The sequence below is a fragment of the Lutimonas saemankumensis genome (assembly GCF_020171465.1).
Taxonomy (GTDB): domain Bacteria; phylum Bacteroidota; class Bacteroidia; order Flavobacteriales; family Flavobacteriaceae; genus Lutimonas; species Lutimonas saemankumensis.
Genome location: NZ_JAIUZR010000001.1, coordinates 1 through 13858, shown reverse-complemented (window position 1 = coordinate 13858; position 13858 = coordinate 1). Strand labels below are relative to the sequence as shown.

Below are 13858 nucleotides of genomic sequence, written 5' to 3'. Positions count from 1 at the left end.
ATATAACCAATTAGTTCGTTCGGAAAACCGAATTCTTTATGTTAAATCATGCTTCGGGAAGACAATTCCGGCCTCTTTTCTCACCCTATCCATAATTTCCATCAGATCACGGCTAAATTGAAAGGTTAAAACCGGACTCTCAGTGATCCCCTGATCCATACATTCCATGACATGAGCAGCTTCAAGTTCATAGCCTTCTCCCCTTGACAATTCAAATCCGATCTCCTCTCTTTTTCCATTTTTTCCAAATATAATAGGATAAGCAGGATCTCTTTCGAATTTTATAAAACCATGTTCAAAGCAAAGTTCTGTCTCATTGATGCTGGAACTTTCAAAACTTGATGTAAGAACCGCTTTTTCCCCTCCTTCATAATCAAAAAGCATACAGATACTGTCTTCCACACCAGTCTCCCTGATATTTGCCATGGTTTTAATTTTTTCAGGCTTTCCCAAAAACATCATGGACCTGAAGATAGGATAGATTCCTATATCGAGTAAGGAACCCGCCCCGAGGTCAATGTTGTATAACCTCTTGTCGGGATCAAAATCGGCATTGAACATAAAATCCGATTTTATAAATTTCAATCGCCCCAGTTCAGGGTCCTTTGCCAGCTCAAGAACTTTATTGAATTTTGGTTGAAAAATTGTCCAGAACGCCTCCATAAGAAAGGTGTCATTATCTTTTGATGCAGTAATCATCTGATCAACTTCCTTAACGTTCATGGCAAATGCCTTTTCACACAAAACAGCCTTTTTATGTTCAAGACAAAGAATACTGTGTTCCATGTGCATTGCATGTGGAGTTGCAATATACACCACATCAACCTCAGGATCCTTTACCATTTCCAGGTAAGAGCCATAGGCCTTTTCAAAACCCAGTTCTTCGGCAAAATTTTCGGCGTTCTCAATACTTCTCGAAGCCGCCGCATAAAGATTTGCATTTTTTAAAAGTTTAAGATCATTGACAAATTTTCTTGCAATTTTACCACACCCCAGTATGGCCCAATTATATGTTTTACCCATTTTTTTTTTAATTTTTACTCAACCCAGTCAGCTACAAATAAATTCGTATCACGTGTTCCGTTGTTATTTCTGTTCGAAGAGAATACTAATTTTTTACCATCAGGCGAGAACATTGGAAAAGCGTCGAACACGGTATCATAAGTAACCTGTTCCAATCCTGTTCCATCAATATTGATCATAAAAAGATTAAAACTTCTTTTTGAAACATGATTACTGGAAAACAACACTTTTTTCCCAGAAGGATGAAAAAAAGGAGCCCAGTTGGCACTGCCAAGATCTGTGATCTTTTTCAGGTCGCTCCCGTCAACATTACAAACATAAAGTTCCATGTTGGTGGGCTGCACAAGGCCTTTTGACAAAAGGTCCTTGTATTCCTTAATTTCCTCGTCGGTTTTTGGTCTGGAGGATCTGAATATCAATTTGGTACCATCCGGTGAGAAAAATGCTCCTCCGTCATACCCGAGTTCATGGGTGACCTGTTTTACATCACTGCCGTCAATAGCCATGGTAAACAACTCAAGATCTCCGGTTCGTGTTGAAGTAAAAACGATTCGATCTCCTTTAGGGGATACAGTGGGTTCAGCATCATATCCATCCTCAAATGTGAGCTGCTTGAGCTGGTTTCCTTTTGTATCTGCTATAAATATATCATATCCTTGATAAACCGGCCATATGTATTTATTCCCGTAATCTTCCTTTTTTGGAACCGGGGGGCATGCATCATCAGCCAGATGTGTAGAGGAATAAACAATTGTTTCGTTGCCAGGTAAAAAATAACTGCAGGTCGTCCTTCCTTTTCCTGTACTTATCATTTGGGGAATCTCACTGCTGTCAAGGGGTTTGGAGGCGTCCATCATAAAGATCTGATCGCATTCAAGGCCCCAGGCTTTATTGTTGGCCTGAAAAACCAGTTTTGAACTGTCAAAACTCCAGTAGGCCTCTGCATTATCACCTCCAAAGGTTAACTGCCTCACATTTTTAAGGTGCTTTTCCTTAGGGTAATGCAATACATTTTCAATTTTTGTAGCTCCTGAATATCCGTCATATCCATGTTTGCTTTTTGAAGATTTACAAGCTGCAAACACAATAAAGATAATTAAGGTATATAATTTTAATTTCATAGTTTGATTTAATTCTGAAATCAAAAATACACTTTTTGCAATTATACAGGCCTATAAAACCAGGTGGATTCATTGCTCAAACTAAAAATCATTTTAAACCGCTTTTCGCATGAAATTTAATGTTTAAAATTTATGTAATTTTGCAGCCAAAACAGAAGGTTTGGCAAAAATAGGTAACATAGATCTTGGAGATTTTCCTTTATTGCTCGCTCCTATGGAGGATGTGAGTGACCCGCCATTTCGTGCCTTGTGTAAGGAAAATGGTGCTGATGTTGTATATACAGAATTCATATCTTCCGAAGGATTGATCCGAGACGCCGCCAAGAGCGTTCAGAAACTTGACATCTACGACAAGGAACGACCCGTTGGAATTCAGATATTCGGCGCTAACCTGGACTCGATGCTCAAAACGGTTGAGATCGTTGAAAGATCGAACCCTGATTTTATCGATATTAATTTTGGCTGCCCCGTGAAAAAGGTGGTGAGTAAAGGAGCTGGTGCCGGGATCCTTAAAGACATTCCACTAATGGTCAAATTAAGTGAGGCCATGGTAAAACATACACATCTGCCTGTTACGGTTAAAACGCGTTTAGGCTGGGATCATGATTCAATTTACATTCAGGATGTAGCAGAAAGATTGCAGGATGTGGGAATACAGGCCATAGCCATCCATGGAAGGACAAGAGCCCAGATGTATAAAGGTGTGGCAAACTGGGAACCAATTGCAGATGTGAAAAACAATCAAAGAATGCATATTCCCGTATTTGGCAATGGCGACGTTGACTCCCCTGAAAAAGCAATGTTAATGAGAGATAAATTCGGATTGGATGGCGCTATGATTGGAAGGGCAAGCATAGGCAACCCGTGGTTCTTTAATCAGGTAAAGCATTATTTCAGCACGGGTAAGCATCTTGAATCTCCCGGAATCCGAGAGAGGACCAAAACTGCAAAACGACATCTTGAAATGGCTATTGGCTGGAATGGGGAAAGGGCCGGACTTTTTGAAACCCGCAGACATTATACCAATTATTTCAAAGGGATTCCTCACTTCAAAGAATACAGGCTTCGTATGGTGACCTCTGATACCAAGGAAGAAGTTTTTCAGGTTTTCGACGAAGTTCTGGACAAATTCGGAGATTAATTTATTCGCTGTTCTATTAGTCCGCAACAAGCTTTCTGGATATCCGGGCACTCGCGATTTTTGAAGCCAGATAGCCCAGAACAACTATGGTTAAAACAACAACAAGCACATTAGTTAGCCGGAACTCCACCGGATAAGCCAGGGATTGAGTGATCATGATAAATCCATATTTCTTTTGAAGCAACACAAAAGGAATTGCCAGAAAAAGGCCCACGGACAAACCGAACAAAGTCAATAGAAAGCCCTGTAAAACAAATACCCTTCTGATTTCCCTAACCGTTGCTCCCAGATGAAAAAGCGTTTTTAAATTCTCTCTTTTGTCAATGATCATCATCACTATTGCCCCGATCACATTAAACAGGGCAATGACAAGAATTAGGGTGAATACCAGGTAAGAAACCAGATTTTCCGTATTGAGCATTTTATAGAAAACAGAATTAAGCTGCTGCCTTGTCCTTATCTTATAATCGCTTCCAAGACTTTGCTTCAGTTCATGCTGCACCTCCCTTGAATCAAACCCTTCAGCCACTTTAATTTCTACAGCCGATACCTGATTTTCTTCGTAATTCAACAGATCCTGGGCAAGTACCAAATTACTGTAAACAAATTTCTTATCAATGTCATCCGTAAGACGATAGATCCCAATGGTTTGGGCTGCAACCTGATTAAATGCCGTTTTTGGATTTGTTATGTATCCCTTGCCCGGTTTTGGAACGTAAATCTTTAAATAGTCCAAAAAATCATACGTGCCAATAGACAACGAAGAAGAAATTGCACTACCAACCACTACGGTATACTTGGCGTCATAATTGACCCAGTTTCCAAAATAGACGGCTGTATCCAGCCGGTTTACATTGAGGTAATTTGAATCAACTCCTTTTATACTTGCAATATGGGATTTTTCACCGTAGCTCAGAAATACACGTTCTTCAATAACCCTTGTGTAGGCTTTGATTTTATCACCCATAAGCTTTTTTTCAAGATCCTGATCAAAATAGAACGACTTGCCCTCTGCGGTGGTGATCTTCAGGTCCGGATCAGCGGTTCTGATAAAACTCAGGCTGAAATCCTTCAATCCCGAAAAAACGGATAAGACGATAAATAATGCAATGGCGCTGACAATAACCCCTAAAGTAGCAATAAGAGTGATAATATTGATGGCGTTGTTGCTGCTTTTCGACCTTAAGTAACGTTTTGCTATGTACAAAGGAAAATTCAAGCTATCTCTTTTTCTTTTGTTTTAAAGAATCAAAATTTTTGATAGGATCATCTTCGCCTTTTAGTGCCTGATCAATGTCATCAATGTAATCAAGCGAATCATCAATAAAAAATATAAGCTCAGGCATCCTTCTTAACTGATTCTTTGTTCTTAACGCCAAGGCATGTCTGATCATTCCGCTATTGGCCGCAATACCTTCCATAATTTCATCCTTCTTATCTGATGGAAAGATGCTTAAATACGCTTTGGCCTGTCCAAGATCAGTTGTTACATGAACCTTGGTAACCGAAATGACAACCCCCTTCATTCCATCTCTTGCGGCACCCTGAAGAATATCAACAAGATCTTTCTGAATAACTCCGGCGATCTTTTTTTGTCTGTTTGTTTCCATGTCTACAAAAATAGTATTATTCATGTTAACAGGGCGTCAAAATTCAGTTTGTCTAAAATCTTTATTTTTGATTCCAAAGATCGAGGAAATGAATAAAATAGAACATATTGGGATTGCGGTTAAAAACCTTAAGGAATCCAACGAATTGTTTTCTAAATTGCTTGGGGGGCCTCCCTACAAAACCGAAACCGTGGAAAGTGAGGGCGTTTCGACTTCTTTTTTTCAGGTTGGCCCTAACAAAATTGAACTTCTTGAAGGCCTGAACGATGAAAGTCCTGTTTCAAAATTTATTTTGAAACGCGGTGAAGGGGTTCATCATATTGCCATAGATGTTGATGACATCTATGCTGAGATCGACCGATTAAAAAAGGAAGGATTTAGAATGATTCACGAGAAACCCAAAAAAGGTGCTGACAATAAAATCATTGCGTTTTTACATCCCCGAAGTAGCAACGGGGTTTTAATCGAACTCTGTCAGGACTCAGAAAAACGATCTATATGACATGTAATTTTAGTTTGCCTTTTAGGTAGAAATAATTACCTTGCAAATCTCAAAAAGCTGAGAAAACCAATGAGTAAATCTTTTGAAAAATACCAGAAAAGACGCTTGCGTTCCTCATACGTATCGGTGGTAATCAGTATCTCTTTAGTATTATTTTTACTTGGAATTCTCGGGCTATTAGTTCTGAATACAAAGAAACTTTCAAATTATTTCAAGGAGAGTGCTGCCATTACTCTTTATCTGAAAAATTCAGTTGAAAAGGATCAGATTCTAAACCTTCAGGTATCAATTGATGAACAGGAATTTACCAAAAGGACCAAATATGTGTCCAAGGAAGAGGCTGCTGAGATTTACAAAGAAGAGAATGGAGAAGACTTCATGGATTTCCTTGGGTATAATCCTCTGGAAAATTCAATAGACATATACGTTAAAGCCGATTTTGTTTCTCCTGAAAAAATGGAAGAAATTGAGGCGATATATAAAAACAATCAGTTTGTTTCAACGGTTTCTTATGACAAACCACTTGTTGATCTGTTAACCAAAAACGTGAAACGGATAAGTATTTTCATACTTGTATTTTCCGGATTAGCCACTTTAGTAGTGGTGGTTCTGATTAACAGCTCCATAAGGCTTTCAGTCTATTCAAAGAGATTTACTATCAAGACCATGCAGATGGTTGGTGCAACCAAACGCTTTATCAGAAGACCCTTCATATGGAATAGTGTCAAACTTGGTATTATAGGTGCCTTTCTCGCCGTTATAGAACTTGGGGTACTTCTCTATTATCTGAACAGTACCTTTCCTGAATTTGGAATGATCGATAACAGAGTTGAAATGGCTGGTTTATTTGCCATTGTTTTTTGTTTGGGAATTCTAATAACATGGATGAGTACATTTTTAGCAACTCAAAGATTCCTGAATTTACGTACAGAAGAATTATATTATTAATATGGCAAAAAAAAATAAAGATCTGCAGCAGAAAAGGGAAGGAGAATTTCTCTTTGGCAAAAAAAATTATATGATTATGATCCTTGGCGTCATTGTCATTCTGATCGGATTTGCCTTGATGATGGGAGGAGGAAGTGAGGATCCTGCAGTTTTCAATGAGGAAATATACAGCTTTAGAAGGATCAGGCTGGCTCCCGCAATTGTACTGCTAGGACTGGCCATTGAAGTTTATGCCATTGTGGCGAACCCGGGAGAAAAAAAATAAGAATTTTCTGATCTTATTTAAAGCGAAAAAATGAATTATCTAGAAGCGATTATCCTTGGTATAGTCCAGGGCCTTACAGAATTTTTACCGGTATCATCAAGCGGGCATTTAGAATTGGCCAAAGTCCTGTTTGGCGATCAATCTTTACCAAAAGAAAGCCTTACATTTACAGTTGTTTTACATTTCGCAACAGCTTTAAGCACCATAGTCATTTTTCGAAAGGAAGTATTTGAAATTCTTAAAGGATTATTTCAGTTTAAAAAAAATGAAGAGTTTCTCTTTTCGATAAAGATTATTATCTCAATGATCCCTGCCGTTATTATTGGTCTGATGTTTGAAAAAGAGCTTGAGGCATTTTTCAATCGAAACGTTTTACTTGTGGGTTTTATGCTTTTGATAACAGGATTATTGCTTTTTCTGGCAGATAAAGCTAAAAACACAAAAAAGAGTGTATCCTATAAGACTTCTTTTATTATCGGAATTTCACAAGCCATTGCTATGCTTCCGGGAATATCAAGATCCGGAGCAACGATTTCTACTTCTGTTTTACTTGGAATCGACAGAACCAAGGCCGCTCGCTTTTCGTTTCTCATGGTGGTCCCTTTGATCTTTGGAAAAGTAGCGAAGGATTTCATGGGGGGAGAGATCAGTTTTGCTAATGAAAATTTTGGTATCATGTCGGTTGGTTTTATAGCGGCATTTGTATCAGGCCTTTTAGCCTGCCAGTGGATGATATCACTTGTAAAAAACAGTAAACTATATTATTTTTCTGTTTACTGTTTTATCGTTGGAAGTTTTGCAATTGGTTACGCCTATTTTTACATGCGATGAAAGTTGAAGATTTTAAAGAAGGAAAGATACTCATCATAGACAAACCCCTGCATTGGACCTCTTTCCAGGCGGTCAATAAAATTCGCTGGGCAATTCGAAAAAAGTTCAACCTTAAAAAAATTAAGGTGGGACATGCAGGCACCCTCGATCCCCTCGCAACAGGTTTGCTCGTGATATGTACAGGGAAAATGACAAAAAAAATCGATCAGTTTCAAGCAGAAGCAAAGGAATATAAAGGCACTATAACCCTGGGTCAGACCACTCCTTCTTTTGATCTCGAAACTGAGATTGATAAAGAATTTCCAACGGATCATATAACGGACCCAGCCATTAAAGAAACTGCTGCTTCGTTTTTAGGAATTTCTGAACAGAAACCACCACTTTACTCTGCAATCAAAAAGGACGGAGTCAGGCTTTATGAATTGGCTCGAAAAGGTGAGCAGACAGAAATTAAATCAAGAAAAATAGAAATTTTTGAATTTGAAATCGAAAAGATTGAGTTTCCTGTAGTTTATTTCAGAATTAAGTGCAGCAAAGGAACTTACATAAGGTCAATTGCAAGTGATTTTGGAATAAGGCTCAACAGCGGGGCTCATCTTTCATCGCTTCGCAGGACTAAAAGTGGTAATTTTGATCTTTCGGGTGCAGAAACCCCTGAATCTTTCGTAGAGAAGCTCAACAAAAAAGCTTCTAATTAAAAAAATGGGATAGCCAGCTTTGTCCCGCAGGCAATTCCCAGACATTTTCATACTCGTATTTGGTATTTATCATATGGTCAAAAACCACCGTTTTAGGAGATACCCCTCTGTTCTTAATCAGTTTCTTGAATTCAGGGATTTCCTTCATTTGGATGTATTCCCCTTGCTTGAAGGATACATTGACTTTGTCGAGCAAAACAAGCTTAAAACCCTCTTCCAGGCCTTGAATAAATGCTATTAATTCATTGTGTTGGTCCAGGTCCAAGGAAGTTCCTTCTGATACCACGAAAACCAGAAACCGGCCATAACGTATTTCAAAAAAGATATCGACTCCTTTAAACTCCTCACAAAAATTTAAGATTTTCTTATTTAAAACAGGAAGTTCATCCCTATAAAATTTCCTGCTTGAAGGAAAGATATATACTTTCGATTCGGGGCCCATGCCCTCTAAAGATAAGATCATTTTAAACTAGTAACTCGTCAATTAATTCGACCATCTCGAATTCAATGTTTTTACCCTTGTCCTGGTTATACCAGTTCTGAAGATCGGTTTTAAGTTTAGCATCGACTTTACCGTGTTTTTCCTTGTAATCACTCACCATTTTTGAAGCCTTTTCCGATCTTGGACCCCAGGAACCAACCACTTCATTTGATGCCTTATCAACTACTATCAACTTTGGAATTGACTTATTTCCATTGGTAAGAAATTGATTCATCAACTCCTCATTTTCATCCCTTAAAACAACTTTTAAGTCAATCTTTTTATTGCTTTCAGCAATTTTATTAATAACAGGAAGGGTTTGCGCCGCATCACCACACCAGCCCTCCGTTAAAACGAGCCATGTAAAATCTCTGTTAATTTTTTGAGTTTTGCTCAAGGTTTTGTCTTCAAGTCTGGTTTGTTTATCCAAACGCTTCATTCTTTGATTATTCAATTTGCTAAAATGAAACAAAGACTCATTTTGATTTGGTCCGGTTGACTTCCCTTGTTTTAAAAGATCAAGGATCAACGCTTTATATTCTGTATAACTTTTAGCTGTCTGTAAGCTTTTCTCTAATATGTTTTTCATGATAAAGTTTGTTTCTTTGATACCTTTTAGACGTAACAAAAATAAAAACTAACTAAATAGTGAAGTGTAACCCCTGTAACATTGTTTTTACCATTTCCTCGAGACCTACTTTGGGTTTCCATCCCCAGTCCTTACGGGCTTCAGAGTCATCTATACTTTGAGGCCAGGTTTTGGCAATTCCCTGTCTGGAATCGGGTTTATAACTAATTTTGAATTCGGGAATCTTCTTTTTAATCGCCTCTGCAAGCTCTTCAGGTGAAAAACTAAAAGCACCGAGGTTGTAGGATACATAGGAAGGGAGAGACTCTGGTTGCATGACACCTATCGTAGCATTGATAGCGTCATCCATATACATCATTGGAAGCACAGTGTCTTTCTCAAGAAAACAGGTATAAGACCTTCTTTTTATAGCTTCGTAAAAAATCTCTACGGCATAATCGGTGGTGCCACCTCCCGGAGTGGTTTTATAGCTTATCAGCCCCGGATACCTAATGCTTCTTACATCCACCCCGTAATTATTGCTGTAATAAGAACACCAGTTTTCTCCTGCCAGTTTACTTATTCCATAGACCGTTGAAGGTTTCATCACCGTATCCTGAGGAGTCATTTCTTTAGGAGTGTCTGGGCCAAAAACAGCAATGGAACTAGGCCAGAACAAACGTTTTATATGACCGTTTTTAGCCAGTTCCAGGATATTGAACAGGGAATTCATATTAAGTTCCCAGGCTTTAAGCGGGTTTTGCTCCGCAATCACAGAAAGAATCGCTACCATCATATAAACATCTGTGACCTCATGTTTTTCCAACACCCCTTTAACTTCATTTTTATTCATCACATCCAGATACTCAAAGGGTCCTGATTCCATAACTTCGTAATTTCCTTTTCGAATATCCGAAGCTATCACATTCTTGTTCCCGTAAATTTCCCTTAATTTTAATACCAGTTCGGTACCTATTTGTCCGCTTGAACCAATGACCAGAATTTTGGAAGCCATATACACATAATTTGATAAACCAAAGATAACGGTTTCGAGCTTAAAATCACTTCACACATTCTCGAATAGCTTGATTTTAATTCTTATTTTTGACCTTCAATATGAGTCTAATGTTTAAAAATTTTATCGTTTTAATATTATTGGCATCAGTTCTAATATCCTGCAAAAAAGAAAAGAGTACTCCCAAAAAGGAGGAAATCACGCAGATTGGATCTTCAAGTATCATTAAATCAGATCAACCCATCGCACAACTCAATACCAAAGCAGATTCTTTGGTATCCAGCTGGCCCGAGTATAAAAAATTCCATGATCTCATCATTGACTATCAGGAGATTTCAATGAGTGAAGCCCTGTTAAACAGCGTGGAATTATCTGAACTTGCCTTACAGCTAAGGGACTCGGTCAGAGTGGAAAAATTAAATATTCCCGAAGTAAAAATTCGATTAAACGTTTTGTACAGTGAGACACTTCGATTGGCTGACATGTCAACCATTCCAACGATTACTGAAGAATTGGTAGCAGAGGAAAACAATAATATCATCAATGCTTTTTCTGCCCTGAACCTTAAAATCAATAACATGAATTTACGTGAAGAAATCAATCAAGAATTGAGTGAATTCATCGATGAGGTCGCTGAAGAAAATAAAAATGACTCCCTGGATACTGAGGTTGAGAATAAGGAGAATTAAAGACTCCTTTTATCTTTCTATTCATCGGGAAACAAAGATTTATCCAGACCCGGAACAATTCTAAGTGCATTCTTATAATATACCTTTTTTAGAATCTCATCTGAAAGGTTTAAGCCGTACATGGCCCAAAATGCATGATATTTCTTGTGATAAGGAAAATATTCATCATCTGACTCAAGAACCCTGAAGTAAGTAGGAAACTCCTCGGGCTTCCAGCTGTCTTTTCCAAAAAGTATTCGGTCCTGATATCTGTCGAAAAATTTTCTTGCGTTTCTGGGTTGTCTTCCCAACTCAGCTATTATAGCACCTATTTCAACATACATGTTTGGCATTTCATTCATAAGATCACTCAAAGTTCCCAGGTCATTGGCATACCACCCCATATGCGCGTTGATAAAGGTAGTATTTGGGTGTTTCCGAAAAATATTGTGTTGTTCTCCAATGATCTGCTCCCAAGGAGCGGGATCAGTATCACTTCTCTTTCTTCTGGGATGTGTTTTTAACTCCAGCCAGCGTTCATTATCTCCATCAAAATCATCCCAAAATGATCTTGGATCAGCCGCATGAATTAATACCGGGACACCCAGTTCGGCGCATTTGGCCCAGATCGGATCCAGCCTTTCATCATCAATGGCAAGTCTATTCCCTTCACTATCCTTATATCTCATCCCAAGGCTTTTGTATATTTTCAACCCCCTGGCACCATTCTTAACATCGGTTTCAAACTGTCTAACCGCATTGGCCGTCCAGTTATCTGATCCAACTCCTTCAAAATCAATATTGGCAAAAACCACAAATCGGTTAGGGTAATGTTCCTTGATATTCTGAACCGACTTGATTAACTTTTCTCCTGATCGTCCGCTCAGATTGACCATGATACCCATATTTAATGTATCCATGGCCTCAATTACAGGCCCTAAGTCCTGTTCGGGCATCCTGTACTGGTGCCCGTGAATGTCTATAAAAGGAAATTTAGCCTTGATTACAGGGTTTTCCGGCACCACAAGTGTAGAAATTGGGTCGTACGCTTCAAAACTAATATCCTTTTGTGCATGAATAGTGACAACCAGCAATAATGCCAGCATCAAGGAAATATAACCTGATTTCATTACAAAAAACTTTATTAAATGATTCATAAATTTTTTTTATTTAATTCAGTATAAGTGTTCCCGATTGATTATACTTTAACCATTTTCCATTTCCCTTGCCTGAACCAGATCACCCCAATAACAGCAATCAAAATCTCAGCCAATGTTATTGCCCAAAATACACCAATTGGTCCAGCATTCAAATTTAATCCAACTAAATATGCAAAGGGTAACTGAATTAACCAAAAACATACAAAGTTAATATACGTTGGGGTTTTCGTATCTCCGGCTCCGTTAAAGGATTGTATGATCACCATACCATATCCATAAAATACGTAACCTGCTGCGATAATTCTCAGACAAAGACTCCCGTATTCTACTACACGTGGCGTATCGTTAAAAAGAGAAATTATTTCAGCTCCAAATACCAGATAGATAATTGAAACCATGGCCATAAACCATGCATTATACTTTCCTGTTTTCCAAACTGAAATTTCCGCCCTCCCTGGTTCATTAGCCCCAAGGTTTTGTCCTACCAAAGTTGCTGCCGCATTACTCAATCCCCATGCAGGCATCAAGGTAAACATCATCACCCTGATAGCAATTGTGTAGCCGGCGAGTACCTCACTACCAAACTCACTCATGATACGCATTAAAAATACCCAGCTTGAAGTACCTATCAGAAACTGACTAATTCCTCCCAGGGATACCTTTATTAAATTGAGCATAACCTTTAGGTCTAAGATCAAATTCCTGAATCGAATTTTTATAATTCCATAGCCCTTAAAAAGAATGAACAGCTGAAAAAACACTGCTGTGCCCCTTCCAATAGTTGTGGCAATTGCCGCTCCTTCAACCCCAAAGGCAGGGATTGGACCAAATCCGAAAATAAAAATCGGATCGAGAATAATATTTAACCCATTAGATAAAATCAAGGTCCACATAGCAATAGAAGCATTACCTGCACCTCTAAAAATGGCATTGATCAAAAAAAGGAGCATGATCGTCATATTACCACCCATTAATACCTTTGTATAGCCATAACCCTCTTCAATCAGGTCAGGTTCAGCCCCCATCAAAGCTAATAACTCCTTTGAATACAGGATTCCGATGATCATTATTATAAAGGCAACCGCAATTCCAAGAAAAATGACCTGAACTGCAGCTTTCGAGGCTCCTTCAGCATCTTTTTCACCGATTCTTCTGGCTACAATTGCAGTTGCTGCCATACTTAAGCCTATGGCCACAGCATAGACCAGGGTGATCATGGATTCTGTCAGTCCTATGGTTGCCACAGCATTTACGCTAACTCTTGAAACATAATAAATGTCAACGATCGCAAAAATGGATTCCATGAGCATTTCGAGAATCATCGGTATTGAAAGTAAAAAAATTGCTTTGTTGATACTTCCTGACGTGAATTCTTTCTCCTTACCGGAGACGGCTAGTTTTAAATAATAAAATAATTTTTTAAGCTTGGTGCTAAATGATTGCATGATAGAGGTATTTGATTGTAGGATTAGACAAACTAAAATTTGTCCCTGGATTCAACAGAAGAATCTAAAAATTTAGAAAATGAATATTTATACAATCATAGTTGCAATGTTACAATTTATTTTGAACATGTTCAAAATATTTTGCCAAACCATTTATTATTTCTAAAATATTCTTGAATCCCAATCTTTAAAAGGATATAGTCATGAAGATACCAGGTGTTGAAATTTTTCTTAGGGGAAGATACTGGCTATGACATCCTGTTTTTTACCAAAAAAAAACCTCCGATACGATTGTATCAGAGGTTTTAAAAGAAAGGCAACGACTTACTCTCCCACCAGTGGCAGTACCATCAGCGCTGATAGGTTTAACTTCTCTGTTCGG

The 13858-nt window shown here is 38.3% G+C and carries 16 protein-coding genes; 7 read left to right on the top strand and 9 right to left on the bottom strand.

Annotated elements, in window-relative coordinates; translation table 11 throughout:
* Positions 1-36 precede the first annotated feature (36 nt).
* On the bottom strand, positions 37-1023 hold the full coding sequence (locus LCM02_RS00080; protein ID WP_224926267.1) for a Gfo/Idh/MocA family protein: 987 nt from the start codon (positions 1021-1023) through the stop codon (positions 37-39).
* Between the two features lie 14 nt (positions 1024-1037).
* Positions 1038-2144, bottom strand: a complete 1107-nt coding sequence (locus LCM02_RS00075) for a TolB family protein (RefSeq protein WP_224926266.1) — start codon at positions 2142-2144, stop codon at positions 1038-1040.
* A 160-nt stretch (positions 2145-2304) separates the two neighbouring features.
* Here LCM02_RS00075 and dusB point away from each other — a divergent pair, with 160 nt between their 5' ends.
* Complete coding sequence (gene dusB / locus LCM02_RS00070; RefSeq protein WP_224926265.1) at positions 2305-3285, top strand: tRNA dihydrouridine synthase DusB; 981 nt, start codon at positions 2305-2307, stop codon at positions 3283-3285.
* A gap of 16 nt (positions 3286-3301) precedes the next feature.
* Here the strand turns inward: dusB and LCM02_RS00065 are convergent, their stop codons facing one another.
* The gene (locus LCM02_RS00065; RefSeq protein ID WP_224926264.1) at positions 3302-4504 is read right to left on the bottom strand and encodes an ABC transporter permease; all 1203 of its coding nucleotides are present in this window, start codon (positions 4502-4504) and stop codon (positions 3302-3304) included.
* Between the two features lies 1 nt (position 4505).
* On the bottom strand, positions 4506-4895 hold the full coding sequence (gene rbfA, locus LCM02_RS00060) for a 30S ribosome-binding factor RbfA (protein ID WP_224926482.1): 390 nt from the start codon (positions 4893-4895) through the stop codon (positions 4506-4508).
* 88 nt (positions 4896-4983) lie between these two features.
* Between rbfA and mce the strand changes: the two genes are divergently transcribed.
* From mce to truB, 5 genes are all read left to right on the top strand, one after another.
* A complete protein-coding gene (mce, locus tag LCM02_RS00055; RefSeq protein ID WP_224926263.1) occupies positions 4984-5397 on the top strand; it encodes a methylmalonyl-CoA epimerase in 414 nt (137 codons plus the stop codon).
* Positions 5398-5466: 69 nt separating this feature from the next.
* Positions 5467-6345 (top strand): cell division protein FtsX, encoded by an 879-nt coding sequence (locus LCM02_RS00050; RefSeq protein ID WP_224926262.1) that lies wholly within the window; start codon positions 5467-5469, stop codon positions 6343-6345.
* 1 nt (position 6346) lies between these two features.
* Complete coding sequence (locus LCM02_RS00045) at positions 6347-6610, top strand: DUF3098 domain-containing protein (protein ID WP_224926261.1); 264 nt, start codon at positions 6347-6349, stop codon at positions 6608-6610.
* Positions 6611-6640: 30 nt separating this feature from the next.
* Positions 6641-7441 carry an undecaprenyl-diphosphatase UppP gene (uppP, locus tag LCM02_RS00040; protein WP_224926260.1) on the top strand — a complete coding sequence of 267 codons (801 nt, stop codon included), beginning with the start codon at positions 6641-6643 and terminating at the stop codon, positions 7439-7441.
* Positions 7438-8139: a tRNA pseudouridine(55) synthase TruB gene (gene truB / locus LCM02_RS00035; protein WP_224926259.1), complete on the top strand. Its 702-nt coding sequence runs from the start codon at positions 7438-7440 to the stop codon at positions 8137-8139. Before uppP ends, truB begins: the two co-directional genes overlap by 4 nt.
* Here truB and LCM02_RS00030 read toward each other — a convergent pair.
* Genes LCM02_RS00030 through LCM02_RS00020 form a run of 3 tightly spaced genes read right to left on the bottom strand, consistent with a single transcriptional unit; the run spans position 8132 to position 10203 of the window.
* Complete coding sequence (locus LCM02_RS00030; protein ID WP_224926258.1) at positions 8132-8602, bottom strand: ABC transporter ATPase; 471 nt, start codon at positions 8600-8602, stop codon at positions 8132-8134. The two genes, truB and LCM02_RS00030, sit on opposite strands and share 8 nt — an antisense overlap.
* A 1-nt stretch (position 8603) precedes the next feature.
* A complete protein-coding gene (locus LCM02_RS00025) occupies positions 8604-9209 on the bottom strand; it encodes a thioredoxin family protein (protein ID WP_224926257.1) in 606 nt (201 codons plus the stop codon).
* Positions 9210-9261: 52 nt separating this feature from the next.
* A complete protein-coding gene (locus LCM02_RS00020) occupies positions 9262-10203 on the bottom strand; it encodes an NAD-dependent epimerase/dehydratase family protein (RefSeq protein ID WP_224926256.1) in 942 nt (313 codons plus the stop codon).
* A gap of 110 nt (positions 10204-10313) precedes the next feature.
* Between LCM02_RS00020 and LCM02_RS00015 the strand changes: the two genes are divergently transcribed.
* Positions 10314-10892, top strand: a complete 579-nt coding sequence (locus LCM02_RS00015) for a hypothetical protein (RefSeq protein WP_224926255.1) — start codon at positions 10314-10316, stop codon at positions 10890-10892.
* Between the two features lie 17 nt (positions 10893-10909).
* On the opposite strand, the gene LCM02_RS00010 is transcribed toward LCM02_RS00015, so the two are convergent.
* On the bottom strand, positions 10910-12028 hold the full coding sequence (locus tag LCM02_RS00010) for an amidohydrolase family protein (protein WP_224926254.1): 1119 nt from the start codon (positions 12026-12028) through the stop codon (positions 10910-10912).
* A 41-nt stretch (positions 12029-12069) separates the two neighbouring features.
* Positions 12070-13476 (bottom strand): MATE family efflux transporter, encoded by a 1407-nt coding sequence (locus tag LCM02_RS00005; protein WP_224926253.1) that lies wholly within the window; start codon positions 13474-13476, stop codon positions 12070-12072.
* Positions 13477-13858 lie beyond the last annotated feature (382 nt).